Origin of the sequence: Pseudomonas sp. BN505 (genome assembly GCF_029873175.1) — a bacterium.
In the GTDB taxonomy this organism is placed as follows: domain Bacteria; phylum Pseudomonadota; class Gammaproteobacteria; order Pseudomonadales; family Pseudomonadaceae; genus Aquipseudomonas; species Aquipseudomonas putida.
On the sequence record NZ_SSOI01000067.1, the window covers coordinates 663,202 to 677,338 of the forward strand.

Here is a 14,137-nt window from a genome sequence, read left to right on the forward strand (position 1 = left end):
GCCCGCATGAGCGACTCACTGGAACTCAGCCTGGACGGCGTCGAACGCCGCTCGCTGGCTGACTTCACCGAACAGGCCTACCTCAACTATTCCATGTACGTGATCATGGACCGCGCCTTGCCGCACATCGGCGACGGCCTGAAGCCGGTGCAGCGACGCATCGTCTATGCCATGAGCGAGTTGGGGCTCGATGCCGATGCCAAGCACAAGAAGTCGGCGCGTACCGTCGGTGACGTGCTCGGCAAGTTCCATCCCCATGGCGACTCGGCCTGCTACGAGGCCATGGTGCTGATGGCGCAGCCGTTCAGCTACCGCTATACCCTCGTCGACGGCCAGGGTAACTGGGGTGCGCCGGACGATCCGAAGTCGTTCGCCGCCATGCGTTATACCGAGGCGCGTTTGTCGCGCTACGCCGAAGTGCTGCTCAGCGAAGTTGGCCAAGGCACCGTGGACTGGGTACCGAACTTTGACGGTACCCTGCAGGAGCCGGCCGTACTGCCGGCGCGCCTGCCCAACATCCTGCTCAACGGGACCACCGGTATCGCCGTGGGCATGGCGACCGACGTGCCGCCGCACAACCTGCGTGAAGTGGCCAGCGCCTGCGTGCGCCTGCTCGACGAGCCCAAGGCCACCATCGAGCAATTGTGCGAGCACATCCAGGGGCCGGATTACCCGACCGAGGCGGAAATCATCACGCCACGGGCAGAAATCCTCAAGATGTACGAAAGCGGCCGCGGCTCGATCCGCATGCGTGCCGTTTACCGCGTCGAGGATGGCGACATCGTAGTGACTGCGCTGCCGCATCAGGTCTCCGGTGCCAAGGTGCTGGAGCAGATTGCCGCACAGATGCAGGCCAAGAAGCTGCCGATGGTTGCCGACCTGCGTGACGAATCCGACCATGAGAACCCGTGCCGCATCGTCATCATCCCGCGCTCCAACCGTGTGGATGCCGACGAACTGATGCAGCACCTGTTCGCCACCACCGACCTGGAGAGCAGCTACCGGGTCAACGTCAATATCATTGGCCTGGACGGCCGCCCGCAGTTGAAGAACCTGCGTGCGATCTTGGTGGAGTGGTTGGAGTTTCGCACCAACACTGTTCGCCGCCGGCTGCAGCATCGCCTGGACAAGGTGGAGCGGCGCCTGCACCTGCTGGATGGTTTGCTCACCGCATTCCTCAACCTGGATGAAGTGATCCACATCATCCGTACCGAGGAGCACCCCAAGCAGGCCCTGATTGCCCGGTTCGAACTGAGCGAAATCCAGGCCGAGTACATCCTCGAGACCCGTCTGCGTCAGCTGGCGCGCCTGGAAGAGATGAAAATCCGCGGCGAGCAGGACGAACTGCTCAAGGAACAGGCCAAGCTGCAGGCGCTGCTGGGCAGCGAGGCCAAGCTGCGCAAGCTGGTGCGCAGCGAACTGATCAAGGATGCCGAAACCTACGGCGACGCGCGCCGTTCGCCAATCGTCGAGCGCGTCGAAGCCAAGGCCCTGTCTGAAAACGAGCTGATGCCGACCGAGCCGGTCACCGTGGTGCTGTCGGAGAAGGGCTGGGTGCGTTGCGCCAAAGGCCACGACATCGACGCCACCGGCTTGTCGTACAAGGCCGGCGATGGCTTCAAGGCCGCTGCAGCCGGGCGTTCCAACCAGTTTGCCGTGCTCATCGACTCTACGGGGCGCAGCTATTCGGTGGCGGCTCACAGCTTGCCTTCGGCACGCGGTCAGGGCGAGCCGCTGACCGGCCGCCTGACGCCACCGCCAGGGGCCACCTTCGAGTGTGTGCTGTTGCCGGAGGACGACGCGCTTTACGTGGTCGCCTCGGATGCGGGCTACGGCTTCGTGGTCAAGGGTGAAGACTTGCAGGCCAAGAACAAGGCCGGCAAGGGTTTGCTCAGCCTTCCCAACGGTGCCAAGGTCATGACCCCACGCCCGGTGGCCAATCGCGAGCAGGACTGGCTGGCAGCGGTGACCACCGAAGGCCGCCTGCTGGTGTTCAAGGTCAGCGATTTGCCGCAGCTGGGCAAGGGCAAGGGCAACAAGATCATTGGCGTGCCGGGCGACCGGGTAGCCAGCCGTGAAGAATTTGTCACCGATCTGGCCGTGATTCCCGACGGTGCGACCCTTGTATTGCAAGCAGGCAAGCGTACCCTGTCTCTGAAAGCGGACGATCTTGAGCACTACAAGGGCGAGCGCGGACGGCGAGGCAGCAAGCTGCCTCGCGGCTTCCAGCGCGTCGATGGGTTGCAGGTGGAAGTGCCGGCGTAACGGGCAGAAATGTCTGGAACGGCAATTTCAGCGCCGTTCCGGGCAGAAATGCTGGAGTCGGACGGTTATTTCGCGGATGATATGGCCCTTGCGGTGCCGGCGTGGTCGTGTGCCCGTTTGAATCTACATGTATCACTGCGGTGTGCCTTATGGCGGCCGCCTGGATGGGATGATGAAATTTCTGCGCCTTCCATTTGCGCTGTTGATGACTGGCCTGCTGGGCCTTGGCGGGTGCACCATGCATCAGCCGGTTGCCCTGTATCAGCTCGACAGTGGTGATCCTGGCCAGCCGTCGCAGAGTGCGGGCATGGCCGTGGTACTCGGCCCGGTGTCGGTAGCCGATTACCTTCAGCGTGAAACGTTCCTGCAGCGTCAAGCCGACGGCAGCCTGAGCGCGGCGACTGACGGCCGCTGGGCGGGTAGCCTTTCGTCGGATATCGACCAGCTGCTGGTGCGTCAACTTGCCTGGCGCCTCGACAGCCAGCGCGTTGTGCTGGCGCCGGCGACCGCTGGCTTCAGCCCGGACGTGCAGGTGCTGTTGTCGATCACACGCCTTGACTCAGGCAAAAACCAGCCGGCCATCCTGGATGCCCAGTGGCGTCTGCTGGATCGCCGTGGCCATGTGCGTGACAACCGTATCGTTCACCTCGAGCAGCCGCACGAGGGCAGCGAGTCGTCGCAGGTTCAGGCCCAGGGTCAACTGCTTCAGAAGCTGGCCGAACAGCTGAGCACTGCGGTCAAGCCGCTGGCCAACCAGCCGGCGATTGCCGAAGACGCACCGAAAAAGCCCGCTGCACCGGTGCAGGTCAAGAAGGGGCCGGAGAAATCCAGGATCCCTATGGCCTCGCCGATTCGCACCGATATGGAAGTCTATCGTTTCTGATCGAACTGCCACCCATAAAAAAGCCCGCATTTGTTGCGGGCTTTTTTGTACCTGAAGGATAGATGCGGCCTTTGTGGGAGCGGGCGTGCCCGCGAACACCGGCGCAGCCGGTGCCATGCACCGCGGCGCCTCATTCGCGGGCGCGCCCGCTCCCACAGGGGGAAACTATCAGGCGCGGCGCTCGTGCATGCGGGCCAGCTGGCGCTCCAGCATCGACGGGTAAGGCTCCATCAAGCGCTCCACACAGCAGGCACCCTCAGGGCTGGCAATCGGGCGAATGCGGGCACGCTGGCGAATCAGCGCGTCATCGCTGATCTGCCGCTCCACAAGTAACAGGTTGCGGCTGTGCTGCGACAGCGCCAGGGCATCCTGGGCCTTTTCGGCCATCAGCAGGTCCACCAGCTCCAGCCCTTGCAGGTCGTTGCCCAGGACCAGGCCCAGTTGCAGCTGAAGGGTGATGCCGCTGTCGGCCACTTCGATCTGCAGGGCATGGCCCAGCGCGCGCAGCAGCTCGCCGCAGCAGATGGCGTTGGTCAGGTAGTCCTCGCCACAGTCGCGGCTGTGGAACAGCACCAGGGTACTGCCGTCGTTGAGCGTGTGGGTTTCACCGTCGTAGAGCGAGGCAGCATGCTCCAGGCAATCGCGGTAGCGGTCAGTCAGCTCGGTCAGGCGTGTACGCGGCAGGCGGCGCAGTTGTTCCTGTGAACCCAGTTGCACGGCAAGCACGGCGCTGTACTGCGGCTCGTCAGATTCGACCGGGGCGGCTTTGGGCGCACTGTCGTCGTCCAGCAGGCCGGCAAAGGCTGCGTCGTCATCGTCCTCGGCCAATGCAGCAACCTTGGAGCGCGGGGCTGCCTTGGGGGCCGGCGCTGCGTCGTGGAAGTCGTCGAAATGCTCGTCGTCCTCTTCCTCCAGCTCTGGCTCCGGTGGCGGCGGCGGGGCCAGGCGCGCGTGCAGCTGGCGGGCGATGTCGCCGATTTCGTCCTGGCGGTCGGTGGCCGGGGTATAGGGCTGCGGGTCTCGCAGCCACACCCGCAACTGCAGCAGCGGCAGGGTGATATAGCGGCCCTGTCGCAGGCTCAGGCTGAGGGCCAGGGCCAGCAGGATGGCCGCCATGATGCTCATGCTCTGCAGGCTGATGAGCATCGGCTGCTGGAACTGGCTCATGTCCAGGCTGATGCGCAGTTGCCCGGCCGTCACGTCCTGGAAGGTGATCTTGGTCTGGTACAGGCCCTCTGCCTCGCCCAGCAGGCTGTTGCGCGGGCGCTGGCCGGCCTCGGCGAGGATGCGGTTGTCCACGCTGTAGATGGCCGCGTGGGCCACCAGCGGGTTTTTCACCAGGTTGCCCAGCAGCACGTTGAGACTGAGGATGTCGTTAGACACCAGCAGCTCGGTCGCCGAGGTGGCAGTCTGGGTAGTCAGGCTCTGGCCAAGGGCATCAGCCTGCTCGTGCATGGCCTGCTTGAACTGCAGGCCCATCACGCAGGCATAGATCACCAGCGCCAGCGCGACCAGGAAGATGTTGGTGCAAGCGATGCGCAATGCCAGCGGCACGCGACGTTGACTCAGGGCACGATAGATCATCAGGAAGAAATTGTCTGGTTTGACGGGCGTGGGCCGGTTCACTGAGCTCGGCTCTTAATGGCAGAAAGTGTGGGGCAGTATAGCGACCCGGGTTTTGTCGGCAAAGTATCGTTGGCGCCCGATGGTCACGGAAAATCGGTAGAATGCGCATTTTTCATCGAAGTCGGAGCCAGGTTGTGCGCGAAATCGTCCTGATCAACATCACCGGTGAGGACCGTCCCGGTCTCACTGCGGCTATCACCGGCGTCCTGCTGCAGGGCGGTGTGAGCATCCTCGACATCGGCCTGGCGGTCATGCACGGCACTTTGTCGTTCGGTATCCTGGTCGACATCCCGGACAACGAAGTGGCTACCGCCCTGCTGCAAAGCGTGCAGGCCAAGGCCCATGAACTGAACCTGCAGGCCCGCTACACACCGATTTCCGAGGCGGACTACCAGCACTGGGCTGACGGCCAGGGCGAGGCGCGCCACATCGTCACCCTGCTCAGCCGCAAGATCACCCCCGAGCAACTGCAGCGGGTGAGTGCGGTGATAAGCCAGTACGGCCTGACCATCGAGCGTATCGAGCGTCTGTCGGCGCGTGTAGCGCTGGATGCCGAAACCGACAAGGGCAAAGCGGCCATCGAAATCTCCGTGCGCGGCGCGCCGAGCGATGCCCAGGCCCTGCGTGCCGACTTCTTTGCCCTGGCCGAAGCGCTGAGCATCGACATCGCCTTCCAGAAGGACGACCTGTTCCGCCGCAACCGCCGCCTGGCGGTGTTCGACATGGACTCGACGCTGATCGAAGCCGAAGTCATCGACGAACTGGCCAAGGCGGCCGGCGTGGGTGAGCAGGTGGCGGCCATCACCGAGCGCGCCATGCGCGGTGAGCTGGACTTCCGCGCCAGCTTCAAGGAGCGCATGGCGCTGCTCAAGGGCCTGGATGTGGGTGTGCTGGACGAAATCGGTGCCTCGCTGCGCCTGACCGAGGGTGCCGAAAACCTGTTCGCCGAGCTCAAGCGCCTGGGTTACAAGACCGCGATCCTGTCCGGTGGCTTTACCTACTTTGCCCGCCAGGTGCAGGCGCGCCTGGGTATCGACTATGTGTTCGCCAACGAGCTGGAAGTGGTCGACGGCAAGGTGACTGGTGTGGCTGTCGAGCCGATCGTCGATGCCCAGCGCAAGGCCGAGCTGCTGCAACAGTTGGCCAGTGAAGAAGGCTTGCAGCTGGAGCAGACCATCGCCGTAGGTGATGGCGCCAACGACCTGCCGATGCTGTCGCTGGCCGGCCTGGGCGTAGCGTTCCGCGCCAAGCCGCTGGTGCGCCAGTCGGCCAAGCAAGCCATTTCCACCCTGGGGCTGGATGGCGTGCTGTACCTGTTGGGCCTGCGCGACCGCGACGCTCGCGGCTGACCCGGGAACCTGGGGCTGCGAAGCGGCCCCAATGAAAAGGCCCCGCATGAGCAGGGCCTTTTTCATCCAGCTTGAATCAAGCCTGGGCGGGTTCTGCCAACAATTGCCCCATGCTTACAGCGGAGCCAGCGCCCAGGTTTTCAGCCCACTTCACCTGCTCCGGCCCGAACAGCACGATGGCGGTCGAACCCAGCTTGAAGCGGCCCAGCTCGGCACCTTTCTCCAGGTGAATCGGCGCGCGGCTGGCTTCGTCGTAACGGAAGGTTTTCAGCTCACGCTTGGGTGGCGTCACCAGCCCGGCCCACACGGTTTCGATCGAGGCGACGATCATCGCACCCACCAGCACCACGGCCATCGGCCCACGCTCGGTGTCGAACAGGCAGACCACGCGCTCGTTGCGGGCGAACAGCTCGGGAACGTTCTCTGCGGTGGTCTGGTTGACCGAGAACAGACGCCCCGGCACATAGACCATTTCGCGCAGGGTGCCGGCCAGCGGCATGTGCACGCGGTGGTAGTCCTTGGGCGACAGGTAGATGGTGGCAAACTCGCCGCCCATGAACGGCGCTGCCATGGCCGGGTCACCGCCCAGCAGCTCTTGCGCGCTGAAGCCGTGGCCCTTGGCCTGGAAGATGCGGCCGTGCTCGATCGGGCCGAGCTGGCTGACGGCGCCGTCGGCCGGGCACAGGATGGCGCCCGGGGTTTCGTCCAGCGGGCGGGCACCCGGCTTCAGGGCGCGGGTGAAGAACGCATTGAAGTGCTCGTAGGCGCTCAAGTCCTCGACCAGCGCTTCGGACATGTTGACCTGGTAGCGCTTGGCAAACCAGGCGGTGAAGGCATTCTTGAACCAGCGCGCGCGGCACTCGGCGATGCAGCCGGCCAGCCGCGACAGCAGGTGGTGCGGCAGCAGGTACTGGCTGATGATGAACAAACGGGATTTCATGCAGGTTCCTTAAACTTCTACAGGCGTGTCCGGGTGGTTGCCCCATTCGCTCCACGAGCCGGCGTAAGCCTTGACGCGTGGGTAGCCGAGGGCCTTGGCCACCAGATAAGTGAAGCCGGAGCGGCGGTGGGTCTGGCAGTGGGTGATCACTTCCTTATCAGGGGTGATGCCCAGTTGCTCGAGGACATTTTGGATGTCTTGGCGAATGCGCAAGTGGTCGTTGAGGTCCATTCCGGCGGTCCACTCGAAGTTGATCGCGCCGGGGATGTGCCCGCCCTTGGCAGCCAATACCTTCTCGCCGCTGAATTCCTGCGGGCCGCGGGCGTCCCAGATGACCAGGTCATCGGCGCCCAGGCGGCTTTGCAGGTACTCGCGGGTGGCGGTGGGGGCGTTGTCGATACGCAGGTGCACCGGGCTGTTGACGCTGGCGGGCACGTCGGTGGACAGCGTGTCAGCCGGCCAGGCCTGGATACCGCCATTGAGGTAGTGATAGGCCTTGTGACCAATCACGTCGAGCAGCCAGATGAAGCGCCCGGCCCAGCCCCCGCCTTCATCGTCATACACCACATAGACGGCGTCGTCGCGGTGGCCGAGTTCGCTGAACAGTTTTTCCAGCTCGCCCAGGGACGGCAGCAGGCCGGGCGCTGGAGGCTGGCCAAGCTGGGTACGCTTGCCTTCGACAAAGCGTGCGCCGGGGATATGCCCGCTGACATAGCGGTTGGCACTGCTCAGGTCGACCAGGATCAACTGTGGCGAACCCAGGCGTGGCAGCAGGTCCGCGGCTTCGATCACCAGGGGCAGGCCGGAAAAGTCAGTCATCCACGGTCTCCAGTGTGGAAAGAGGGGCGATTGTAGCGCAAGGCTCAGCCCTTGCGGTTGGCAAACACCGACAGTGCCCGCTCGGTGCATTGCGCGGTCTTGCCGAAGGCCTGCACGCTGATATCGGCCAAGGGCCGGCAGCCCTGGTCGGCCACCATCAGCATCAGCACTTGATCGTTCACCGCCAGCGAGCGCAGCAGCACGTGCTCGCTGCGGAACAGCGCACGCAGCGGGGCAGGCAGCAGGGCCGAAAACTGGGCGTGGTTTTCCGGGGTAATGCGCAGTTGCCCGGCCTGGGCCATCAGCTTTTGCAGCAGCTTGTTTTGCGACACCTGCAGGGCCAGGGCCGCGGCCTCTTTGGGCAAGCCGGCGGTCTGCTGCACGCGCAGGTAGTCGCTGGCCTTGTCCAGGCTCAGCAGCATAAGGCGGTGCATGCCGCAGGCCAGCAGGGCTTCGCGGGCCTGGGTGGCCAGGTGCACGGTGTTGGTGAACGGGCTGGGCTGGGCCAGCAGGTCCTGGCACAGCTTGCGCCAACGCGCCAGGTCGTCGCTGCTGGGCGGTGGCGGGGCCAGCATGTCCGGGTGCGGACGGCGCTGGTGCCAGGGCCAGATCAGTGCTTCAGCCGGGTGGAACAGGGCATGCCTGGCGTGGCGGCGGGCACTGGCGGCAGCTTGTTGGTGCACTTGCTGCTGCACGTCTTCCAGCGAGGTCTGCAGGTACAGCGCTGTCAGCAGTTGCCAGCGCAGCAGGTGCGGGTTGTCCCAGCCCACCTGCGCCGCCAGCGCAAGGTTGTTGGCCAGCAGCACGGTGTTGGCCGGCTGGTTGAACCAGCGGCGCAGGCCGGGCTCGGCATCCAGGCGGTGTTGCTGGCTGAGCAGGTCTTCGTCGCGGGCGATGCTCAGCACCTGGGCCAGTTGTTCGCGTTCTTCCAGCAGCAGGCGGTAACCCTGGGTTACCCACTGCGGCAGGCGCCAGTACTCCGCCATGGTCTGGCACAGCGCCATGATGCGCACGCCAAACAGCTCTTCCTCTACCTGGGCGGCGTCCTCGCCCTTGTGGATAACCCGCAGCTCCCAGGTGTCGAGCAGCTTGGGGTAGGCCAGTGCCAGCGGCCACAGTGGTGACAGGAACAGCAGGCTGCCCCAGTGGATTTCCTGCCACAGCCGCGCCAGGCGGCTGGCGAACAGGCCGCTGGCCTGCTGCGAGGCGTGCTGGCTGATCAGCTGGAACTGGCTGAGCACGGGCGGGATTTCTTCGACCGGCAGCGAGGGCAGGCGCTTGAGCAGTTGCTCACTGCGCTCCAGGCCCAGGCGGTTGAGGGCGACCTCCAGGCTTTCGGCTGGCTCGGCCTGGCTGGCGTTGGTGGGGTGATTGGCTTCGCGCATCACCGATAGCACCAGTGCCGGGCTATCCTGCATCAGTTCGGCGATGTCGCGCAGCGAGCGGCGGCTATCGTGGATGGCAGCCATGACCCGGTCGTAGCTGTGCTTCGGCACGGGGATGCGAACACTCTCCAGCAGCTTTACCCAGGCTTCTAGCGTACGCGGAGCCTGAGCGGGCACCTTGGTTTCAATTGGCATTTTGACATCAGTCCGAACTGGCTTTTCGCATTGAGTGGCTATAGTCTGGCGCAGTTCTGCCGATAAGTAGAAGAAGAGTTTTAAAGCTCCCGTCTCTTCCCCTGACCACGACAGCAAGTGCTTTGAACCTATGGCTAAAATTATCGGCATCATCGTCGTATTCGCGAGCGTGCTCGGCGGCTACGTGCTCTCCCACGGCAAGATCGCAGCGCTGATCCAGCCGTTCGAAGTACTGATCATCGGCGGTGCAGCCTTTGGTGCATTCCTGCAGGCCAACCCTGGCCACATGACCATGCACGTCATCAAGAAGTCGATGAAGATGTTCGGCTCGCGCTTCACCCATGCCTACTACCTGGAGGTACTGGGCCTGGTGTACGAGATCCTCAACAAGAGCCGTCGCGAAGGCATGATGGCCATCGAGGCTGACATCGAAGACGCCGCCGCCAGCCCGATCTTCGCCAAGTACCCGACGGTACTGGCCGATGAGCGCATGACCGCGTTTGTCTGCGACTACCTGCGCATCATGTCCACCGGCAACATGGCCCCGCACGAACTCGAGGGCCTGTTCGACATGGAGCTGCTGAGCATGAAGGAAGAGCTGGAGCACCCGTCCCATGCAGTGACCGGCATCGCTGACGGCATGCCTGGTTTCGGTATCGTCGCGGCGGTACTGGGGATCGTGGTGACCATGGCCTCGCTGGGCGAGGGTGACCAGGCGGCCATCGGCATGCACGTGGGTGCGGCGCTGGTGGGTACCTTCTTCGGTATTCTCGCTGCCTACGGCTTCTTCGGCCCGTTGGCCAAGTGCCTGGAGCACGATGCCAAGGAAGAGCTGAACCTCTACGAATCGATCAAGGCTTCGCTGGTTGCCTCGGCCTCGGGCATGCCACCTTCGCTGGCCGTGGAGTTCGGGCGCAAGGTGCTGTACCCCATGCATCGCCCAAGTTTCGCCGAGCTGGAACAAGCGGTTCGCGGTCGCTGAGTCATGGAAAACAATCAGCCCATCATCGTAAAGCGCGTCAAGCGCTTTGGCGGCGGCCACCACGGCGGCGCCTGGAAAATCGCGTTTGCCGACTTTGCTACGGCAATGATGGCGTTCTTCCTGGTGCTGTGGCTGATGTCCACGGCCACGCCGGAGCAGAAGATTGCCATTGCTGGCTACTTCAAGGACCCGATCGGCTTCTCGGAAAGCGGTACGCCTTATGTCATCGACCTGGGCGGCTCGCCTGAACTGGCGCCGGAGAAAACCATCAACCCGGAAGTGAAATCCGAGCCGATGCCCGAGAGCACGACCCAGTTGAGCAAGGACCAGGTCGAGACCATGGCCGAGCAGGTCGAGCGCGAGCGCCTGGAGTTGCTGCTGCAGGAACTGCAGAACAAGGTGGAAGAGAACCCGCAGCTGCAGAAGTTCAAGGACCAGATCCTGTTCGAAATTACCCAGGACGGGCTGCGCATCCAGATAATGGATGCCGAGAACCGGCCGATGTTCGACATCGGCAGTGCCCGCTTGCAGCCCTACTTTGAAGACATCCTGCTGGCCATGGCCGACACCATCAAGGCGGTGCCGAACAAGATCAGCATCAGCGGCCACACCGATGCCAAGCCGTATGCCGGCAGTGGCGAGTTCGGCAACTGGGAACTGTCGGCCAACCGTGCCAACGCGGCGCGCCGTGCGCTGGTGGCCGGTGGTTACCCGGACGGGCAGGTGGCGCGGGTGGTGGGTTACGCCTCGTCGTCGCTGTTCGACCGCAAGGACCCGTTCAACCCGGTCAACCGCCGTATCGATATCATCGTGCTGACCAAGAAGGCCCAGCGCAATATCGAGGGTGAGCAGGGGGCGCCGGAAGCGCCGGCCGCCGAGCCTGCTGCACCGCCGGCTAGTGGCCCTGTGCCGGGGGCTGCCGCACCGCAAGCCCCAGGGGCAACGGAGCGAGCACCGATGCAACCGCGTGAGCTGCGCCAGAAGCTGAACATCTTTGAAGATGGCACGCTGAAGATGGATGAGGCCAAGGAGCAGTAAACGGCTTTTTTGTGCGGGCGACTGTTCTACACAAAACCTGAACGCTGGCGCGATCACTGTGGGAGCGGGTTTACCCGCGAAGCATCCAGCGCGGTGGATGGCACCGGCGTTGCCGGTGTTCGCGGCTAAAGCCGCTCCCACAGGGGATCGCGGCAAATTTCATTTCAAGCGTTTCAGTAGCTGTCTTCAGTCAGGCTGGCGATGATCGAGCGGTAGCTGTTCATGCGTTGCGGCTTGATGCGCCCCTCGTCCAGTGCCTTGAGCAGCGCGCAGCCCGGTTCGCGGTCATGCTTGCAGTCGCGGAAGCGGCAGGTGCCGAACAGGTCGCGGAACTCGATGAAGCCATCTTCCACGTCGTCGCGGCTGACATGGCCGAGGCCGAACTCGCGGATGCCCGGCGAGTCGATCAGGTCGCCGCCGTTAGGGAAGTGGTACAGCCGCGCCGTGGTGGTGGTGTGAGTACCTTGGCCCGACCATTCCGACAGGTCGCCGACACGGGTGCCAGCGTCCGGCAACAGGCTGTTGACCAGCGACGACTTGCCCACCCCTGACTGGCCGACGAACACACTGATGTGGCCGTCGAGTTGCTGTTGCAGGCGCTGCATGCCGTCACCCTGATGTGCCGATACTTCCAGCAGCGGGTAGCCAAGTTCACGGTAGACTTCCAGCAGCGCATGCAGGCCGGGGCCATTCTCGTCGTTGATCAGGTCGGCCTTGTTCAGCAGCAGCAGCGGACGTAGGCCAGCGTGCTCGGCAGCTACCAGGTAGCGGTCGATCAGGTTCGGGTGCGGCTCGGGAGCAGGGGCGAACACAATCACGATCAGGTCGACGTTGGCGGCCACCGGCTTGAGTTGACCGTGGTTGTTCGGCCGGCACAGCTCGGTGCTGCGCGGCATCTGCGCCACGATTACGCCGATGCCCTGGTTACCCGCACGCCACACGACACGGTCGCCAGTGACCAGCGCCGGCAAGTTGGCGCGCAAATGGCAGCGGAACACCTGGCCTGCGGTTTCGCCATCCTGGGCTTCAACTTCTACCTGCACGCCAAAGTGCGCGATCACCAGGCCCAGTTGCTCTGGCCCCAGGTCGCCGCCTTCCAGTTCCTGTAGCGCATGCTGCTCGCGTTTGGCGGCGCGAGCGGCGCGCTCGCCCTGGATTTTTTCGATCCGCCAGTTCTGGCGGCGATTGAGCTGGCGTTTGGCCATGAAGTTACCGTGTGAAAGGCCCGGGCAGGGCATTGAAAACGGCTGGCAGTTTAGCACGCCAGGCGCTGGACCATTGCGCTTACCTTTGAAGCGGCGAATGGGCGTGCTTTTGGCCACTAGGCTAATATGACGGCCTATATGAGGAGCCCTGCATGCAAAACCCACAGAACCTGATCTGGATCGACCTGGAAATGACCGGCCTGGATCCGGACAGCGATGTCATCATCGAGATGGCCACCATCGTCACCGACAGCCAGCTGAACACCCTGGCGGAAGGGCCGGTGATCGCCATCCACCACAGTGACGAAGTGCTGGCGCGCATGGACGAATGGAACACCCGCACCCACGGTGCCTCGGGCCTGACCCAGCGCGTGCGCGAGAGTAAGGTCAGCATGGCTGAAGCCGAGGCGCAGACCATCGCCTTCCTCGAGCAGTGGGTGCCGAAAGGCAAGTCGCCAATCTGCGGCAACAGCATCTGCCAGGACCGCCGCTTCCTCTATCGCCACATGCGCAACCTGGAAAACTACTTCCACTACCGCAACCTGGATGTTTCCACCCTGAAAGAGCTGGCCGCGCGCTGGGCGCCGGACGTGCGTGACAGCTTCAAGAAGGGCAACACCCACCTGGCGCTGGACGATATCCGCGAATCGATCGCCGAACTGCGCCACTACCGCGAGCATTTCATCAAGGTGTGAGCCGAAAAGGCGCAGATATTGTATCTGCGCCCCCTTTTGGTGCCCTGGGCAACTGGTTAGACTGCGCGCCTTTCTCGCACGGACCCGCGCCATGTTGTTGATGCTCTACCTCATCGCTATCACCGCCGAAGCCATGACCGGCGCGTTGTCTGCCGGGCGCCGCGGCATGGACTGGTTTGGCGTGGTGCTGATCGCCTGCGTCACCGCGCTGGGTGGCGGCTCGGTGCGTGACGTGCTGCTCGGGCATTACCCGCTGACCTGGGTGAAGCACCCGGAGTACCTGGTGCTGACCAGCTTTGCGGCGTTGCTGACCATTTTCATTGCCCCGATGATGCGCCGCCTGCGCTCGCTGTTCCTGGTGCTCGATGCCCTGGGGCTGGTGGCCTTTACCCTGATCGGCTGCATGACCGCGCTGGAGATGGGGCAGGGCATGCTGGTGGCGTCGATCAGTGGGGTGATCACTGGGGTATTTGGCGGGATCTTGCGGGATATCTTCTGCAACGACATTCCACTGGTGTTCCGCCGCGAGCTGTATGCCAGCGTGTCGTTTGCGGCGGCATGGTTCTACCTAGGGTGCGTGTATTTCAAGGTGCCGGCAGAGCAGGCGATGCTGCTGACCTTGTTTGGCGGGTTCCTGGTGCGGTTGCTGGCGATCCGCTTCCACTGGGAAATGCCCAAGTTCCACTACAACGACCAGCAGTGACACAGCTGTGGGCGCGACACCGCCCCTGTGGGAGCGGGCGCAAGTGCTGTGG

At 63.8% G+C, this 14,137-nt stretch carries 12 protein-coding genes; 7 read left to right on the forward strand and 5 right to left on the reverse strand.

The genetic code is table 11. The features are described 5' to 3' along the window. Positions 1–6: 6 nt before the first annotated feature. Positions 7–2,265, forward strand: a complete 2,259-nt coding sequence (gene parC, locus E8E78_RS25445; RefSeq protein WP_049277988.1) for a DNA topoisomerase IV subunit A — start codon at positions 7–9, stop codon at positions 2,263–2,265. A 172-nt stretch (positions 2,266–2,437) separates the two neighbouring features. After that, entirely contained in the window at positions 2,438–3,148 is a 711-nt protein-coding gene (locus E8E78_RS25450) for an ABC-type transport auxiliary lipoprotein family protein (RefSeq protein ID WP_049277987.1), read from the forward strand. 168 nt (positions 3,149–3,316) lie between these two features. Here the strand turns inward: E8E78_RS25450 and E8E78_RS25455 are convergent, their stop codons facing one another. Next, a complete protein-coding gene (locus E8E78_RS25455) occupies positions 3,317–4,774 on the reverse strand; it encodes an AhpA/YtjB family protein (RefSeq protein WP_049277984.1) in 1,458 nt (485 codons plus the stop codon). Positions 4,775–4,908: 134 nt separating this feature from the next. Between E8E78_RS25455 and serB the strand changes: the two genes are divergently transcribed. Beyond that, positions 4,909–6,123: a phosphoserine phosphatase SerB gene (gene serB, locus E8E78_RS25460; RefSeq protein WP_016501896.1), complete on the forward strand. Its 1,215-nt coding sequence runs from the start codon at positions 4,909–4,911 to the stop codon at positions 6,121–6,123. A 76-nt stretch (positions 6,124–6,199) separates the two neighbouring features. Here the strand turns inward: serB and asd are convergent, their stop codons facing one another. Genes asd through E8E78_RS25475 form a run of 3 tightly spaced genes read right to left on the reverse strand, consistent with a single transcriptional unit; the run spans position 6,200 to position 9,462 of the window. Further along, positions 6,200–7,063: an archaetidylserine decarboxylase gene (asd, locus tag E8E78_RS25465; RefSeq protein WP_049277981.1), complete on the reverse strand. Its 864-nt coding sequence runs from the start codon at positions 7,061–7,063 to the stop codon at positions 6,200–6,202. Between the two features lie 9 nt (positions 7,064–7,072). Then, the gene (locus E8E78_RS25470; RefSeq protein ID WP_049277980.1) at positions 7,073–7,882 is read right to left on the reverse strand and encodes a rhodanese-like domain-containing protein; all 810 of its coding nucleotides are present in this window, start codon (positions 7,880–7,882) and stop codon (positions 7,073–7,075) included. A 44-nt stretch (positions 7,883–7,926) separates the two neighbouring features. Beyond that, positions 7,927–9,462, reverse strand: a complete 1,536-nt coding sequence (locus tag E8E78_RS25475) for an HDOD domain-containing protein (RefSeq protein WP_049277979.1) — start codon at positions 9,460–9,462, stop codon at positions 7,927–7,929. 130 nt (positions 9,463–9,592) lie between these two features. Here E8E78_RS25475 and motA point away from each other — a divergent pair, with 130 nt between their 5' ends. Together motA and motB are read left to right on the forward strand one after the other, a co-directional pair. Then, entirely contained in the window at positions 9,593–10,444 is an 852-nt protein-coding gene (motA, locus tag E8E78_RS25480; RefSeq protein ID WP_016489455.1) for a flagellar motor stator protein MotA, read from the forward strand. A gap of 3 nt (positions 10,445–10,447) precedes the next feature. After that, positions 10,448–11,482, forward strand: a complete 1,035-nt coding sequence (gene motB / locus E8E78_RS25485; protein ID WP_049277977.1) for a flagellar motor protein MotB — start codon at positions 10,448–10,450, stop codon at positions 11,480–11,482. Positions 11,483–11,655: 173 nt separating this feature from the next. Here the strand turns inward: motB and rsgA are convergent, their stop codons facing one another. Continuing rightward, on the reverse strand, positions 11,656–12,687 hold the full coding sequence (gene rsgA, locus E8E78_RS25490) for a small ribosomal subunit biogenesis GTPase RsgA (protein ID WP_016501891.1): 1,032 nt from the start codon (positions 12,685–12,687) through the stop codon (positions 11,656–11,658). A gap of 152 nt (positions 12,688–12,839) precedes the next feature. Between rsgA and orn the strand changes: the two genes are divergently transcribed. Beyond that, the gene (gene orn, locus E8E78_RS25495) at positions 12,840–13,382 is read left to right on the forward strand and encodes an oligoribonuclease (RefSeq protein ID WP_016501890.1); all 543 of its coding nucleotides are present in this window, start codon (positions 12,840–12,842) and stop codon (positions 13,380–13,382) included. A 91-nt stretch (positions 13,383–13,473) separates the two neighbouring features. After that, complete coding sequence (locus E8E78_RS25500) at positions 13,474–14,085, forward strand: trimeric intracellular cation channel family protein (protein WP_003249516.1); 612 nt, start codon at positions 13,474–13,476, stop codon at positions 14,083–14,085. Positions 14,086–14,137 lie beyond the last annotated feature (52 nt).

Bases quoted from the DNA above. Each gene is read 5' to 3' on its own strand.
- E8E78_RS25470 (WP_049277980.1), bottom strand. From the start codon at position 7,882: ATGACTGACTTTTCCGGCCTGCCCCTGGTGATCGAAGCCGCGGACCTG.
- parC (WP_049277988.1), top strand. From the start codon at position 7: ATGAGCGACTCACTGGAACTCAGCCTGGACGGCGTCGAACGCCGCTCG.
- rsgA (WP_016501891.1), bottom strand. From the start codon at position 12,687: ATGGCCAAACGCCAGCTCAATCGCCGCCAGAACTGGCGGATCGAAAAA.
- asd (WP_049277981.1), bottom strand. From the start codon at position 7,063: ATGAAATCCCGTTTGTTCATCATCAGCCAGTACCTGCTGCCGCACCAC.
- motB (WP_049277977.1), top strand. From the start codon at position 10,448: ATGGAAAACAATCAGCCCATCATCGTAAAGCGCGTCAAGCGCTTTGGC.
- E8E78_RS25450 (WP_049277987.1), top strand. From the start codon at position 2,438: ATGAAATTTCTGCGCCTTCCATTTGCGCTGTTGATGACTGGCCTGCTG.
- motA (WP_016489455.1), top strand. From the start codon at position 9,593: ATGGCTAAAATTATCGGCATCATCGTCGTATTCGCGAGCGTGCTCGGC.
- E8E78_RS25500 (WP_003249516.1), top strand. From the start codon at position 13,474: ATGTTGTTGATGCTCTACCTCATCGCTATCACCGCCGAAGCCATGACC.
- orn (WP_016501890.1), top strand. From the start codon at position 12,840: ATGCAAAACCCACAGAACCTGATCTGGATCGACCTGGAAATGACCGGC.
- E8E78_RS25475 (WP_049277979.1), bottom strand. From the start codon at position 9,462: ATGCCAATTGAAACCAAGGTGCCCGCTCAGGCTCCGCGTACGCTAGAA.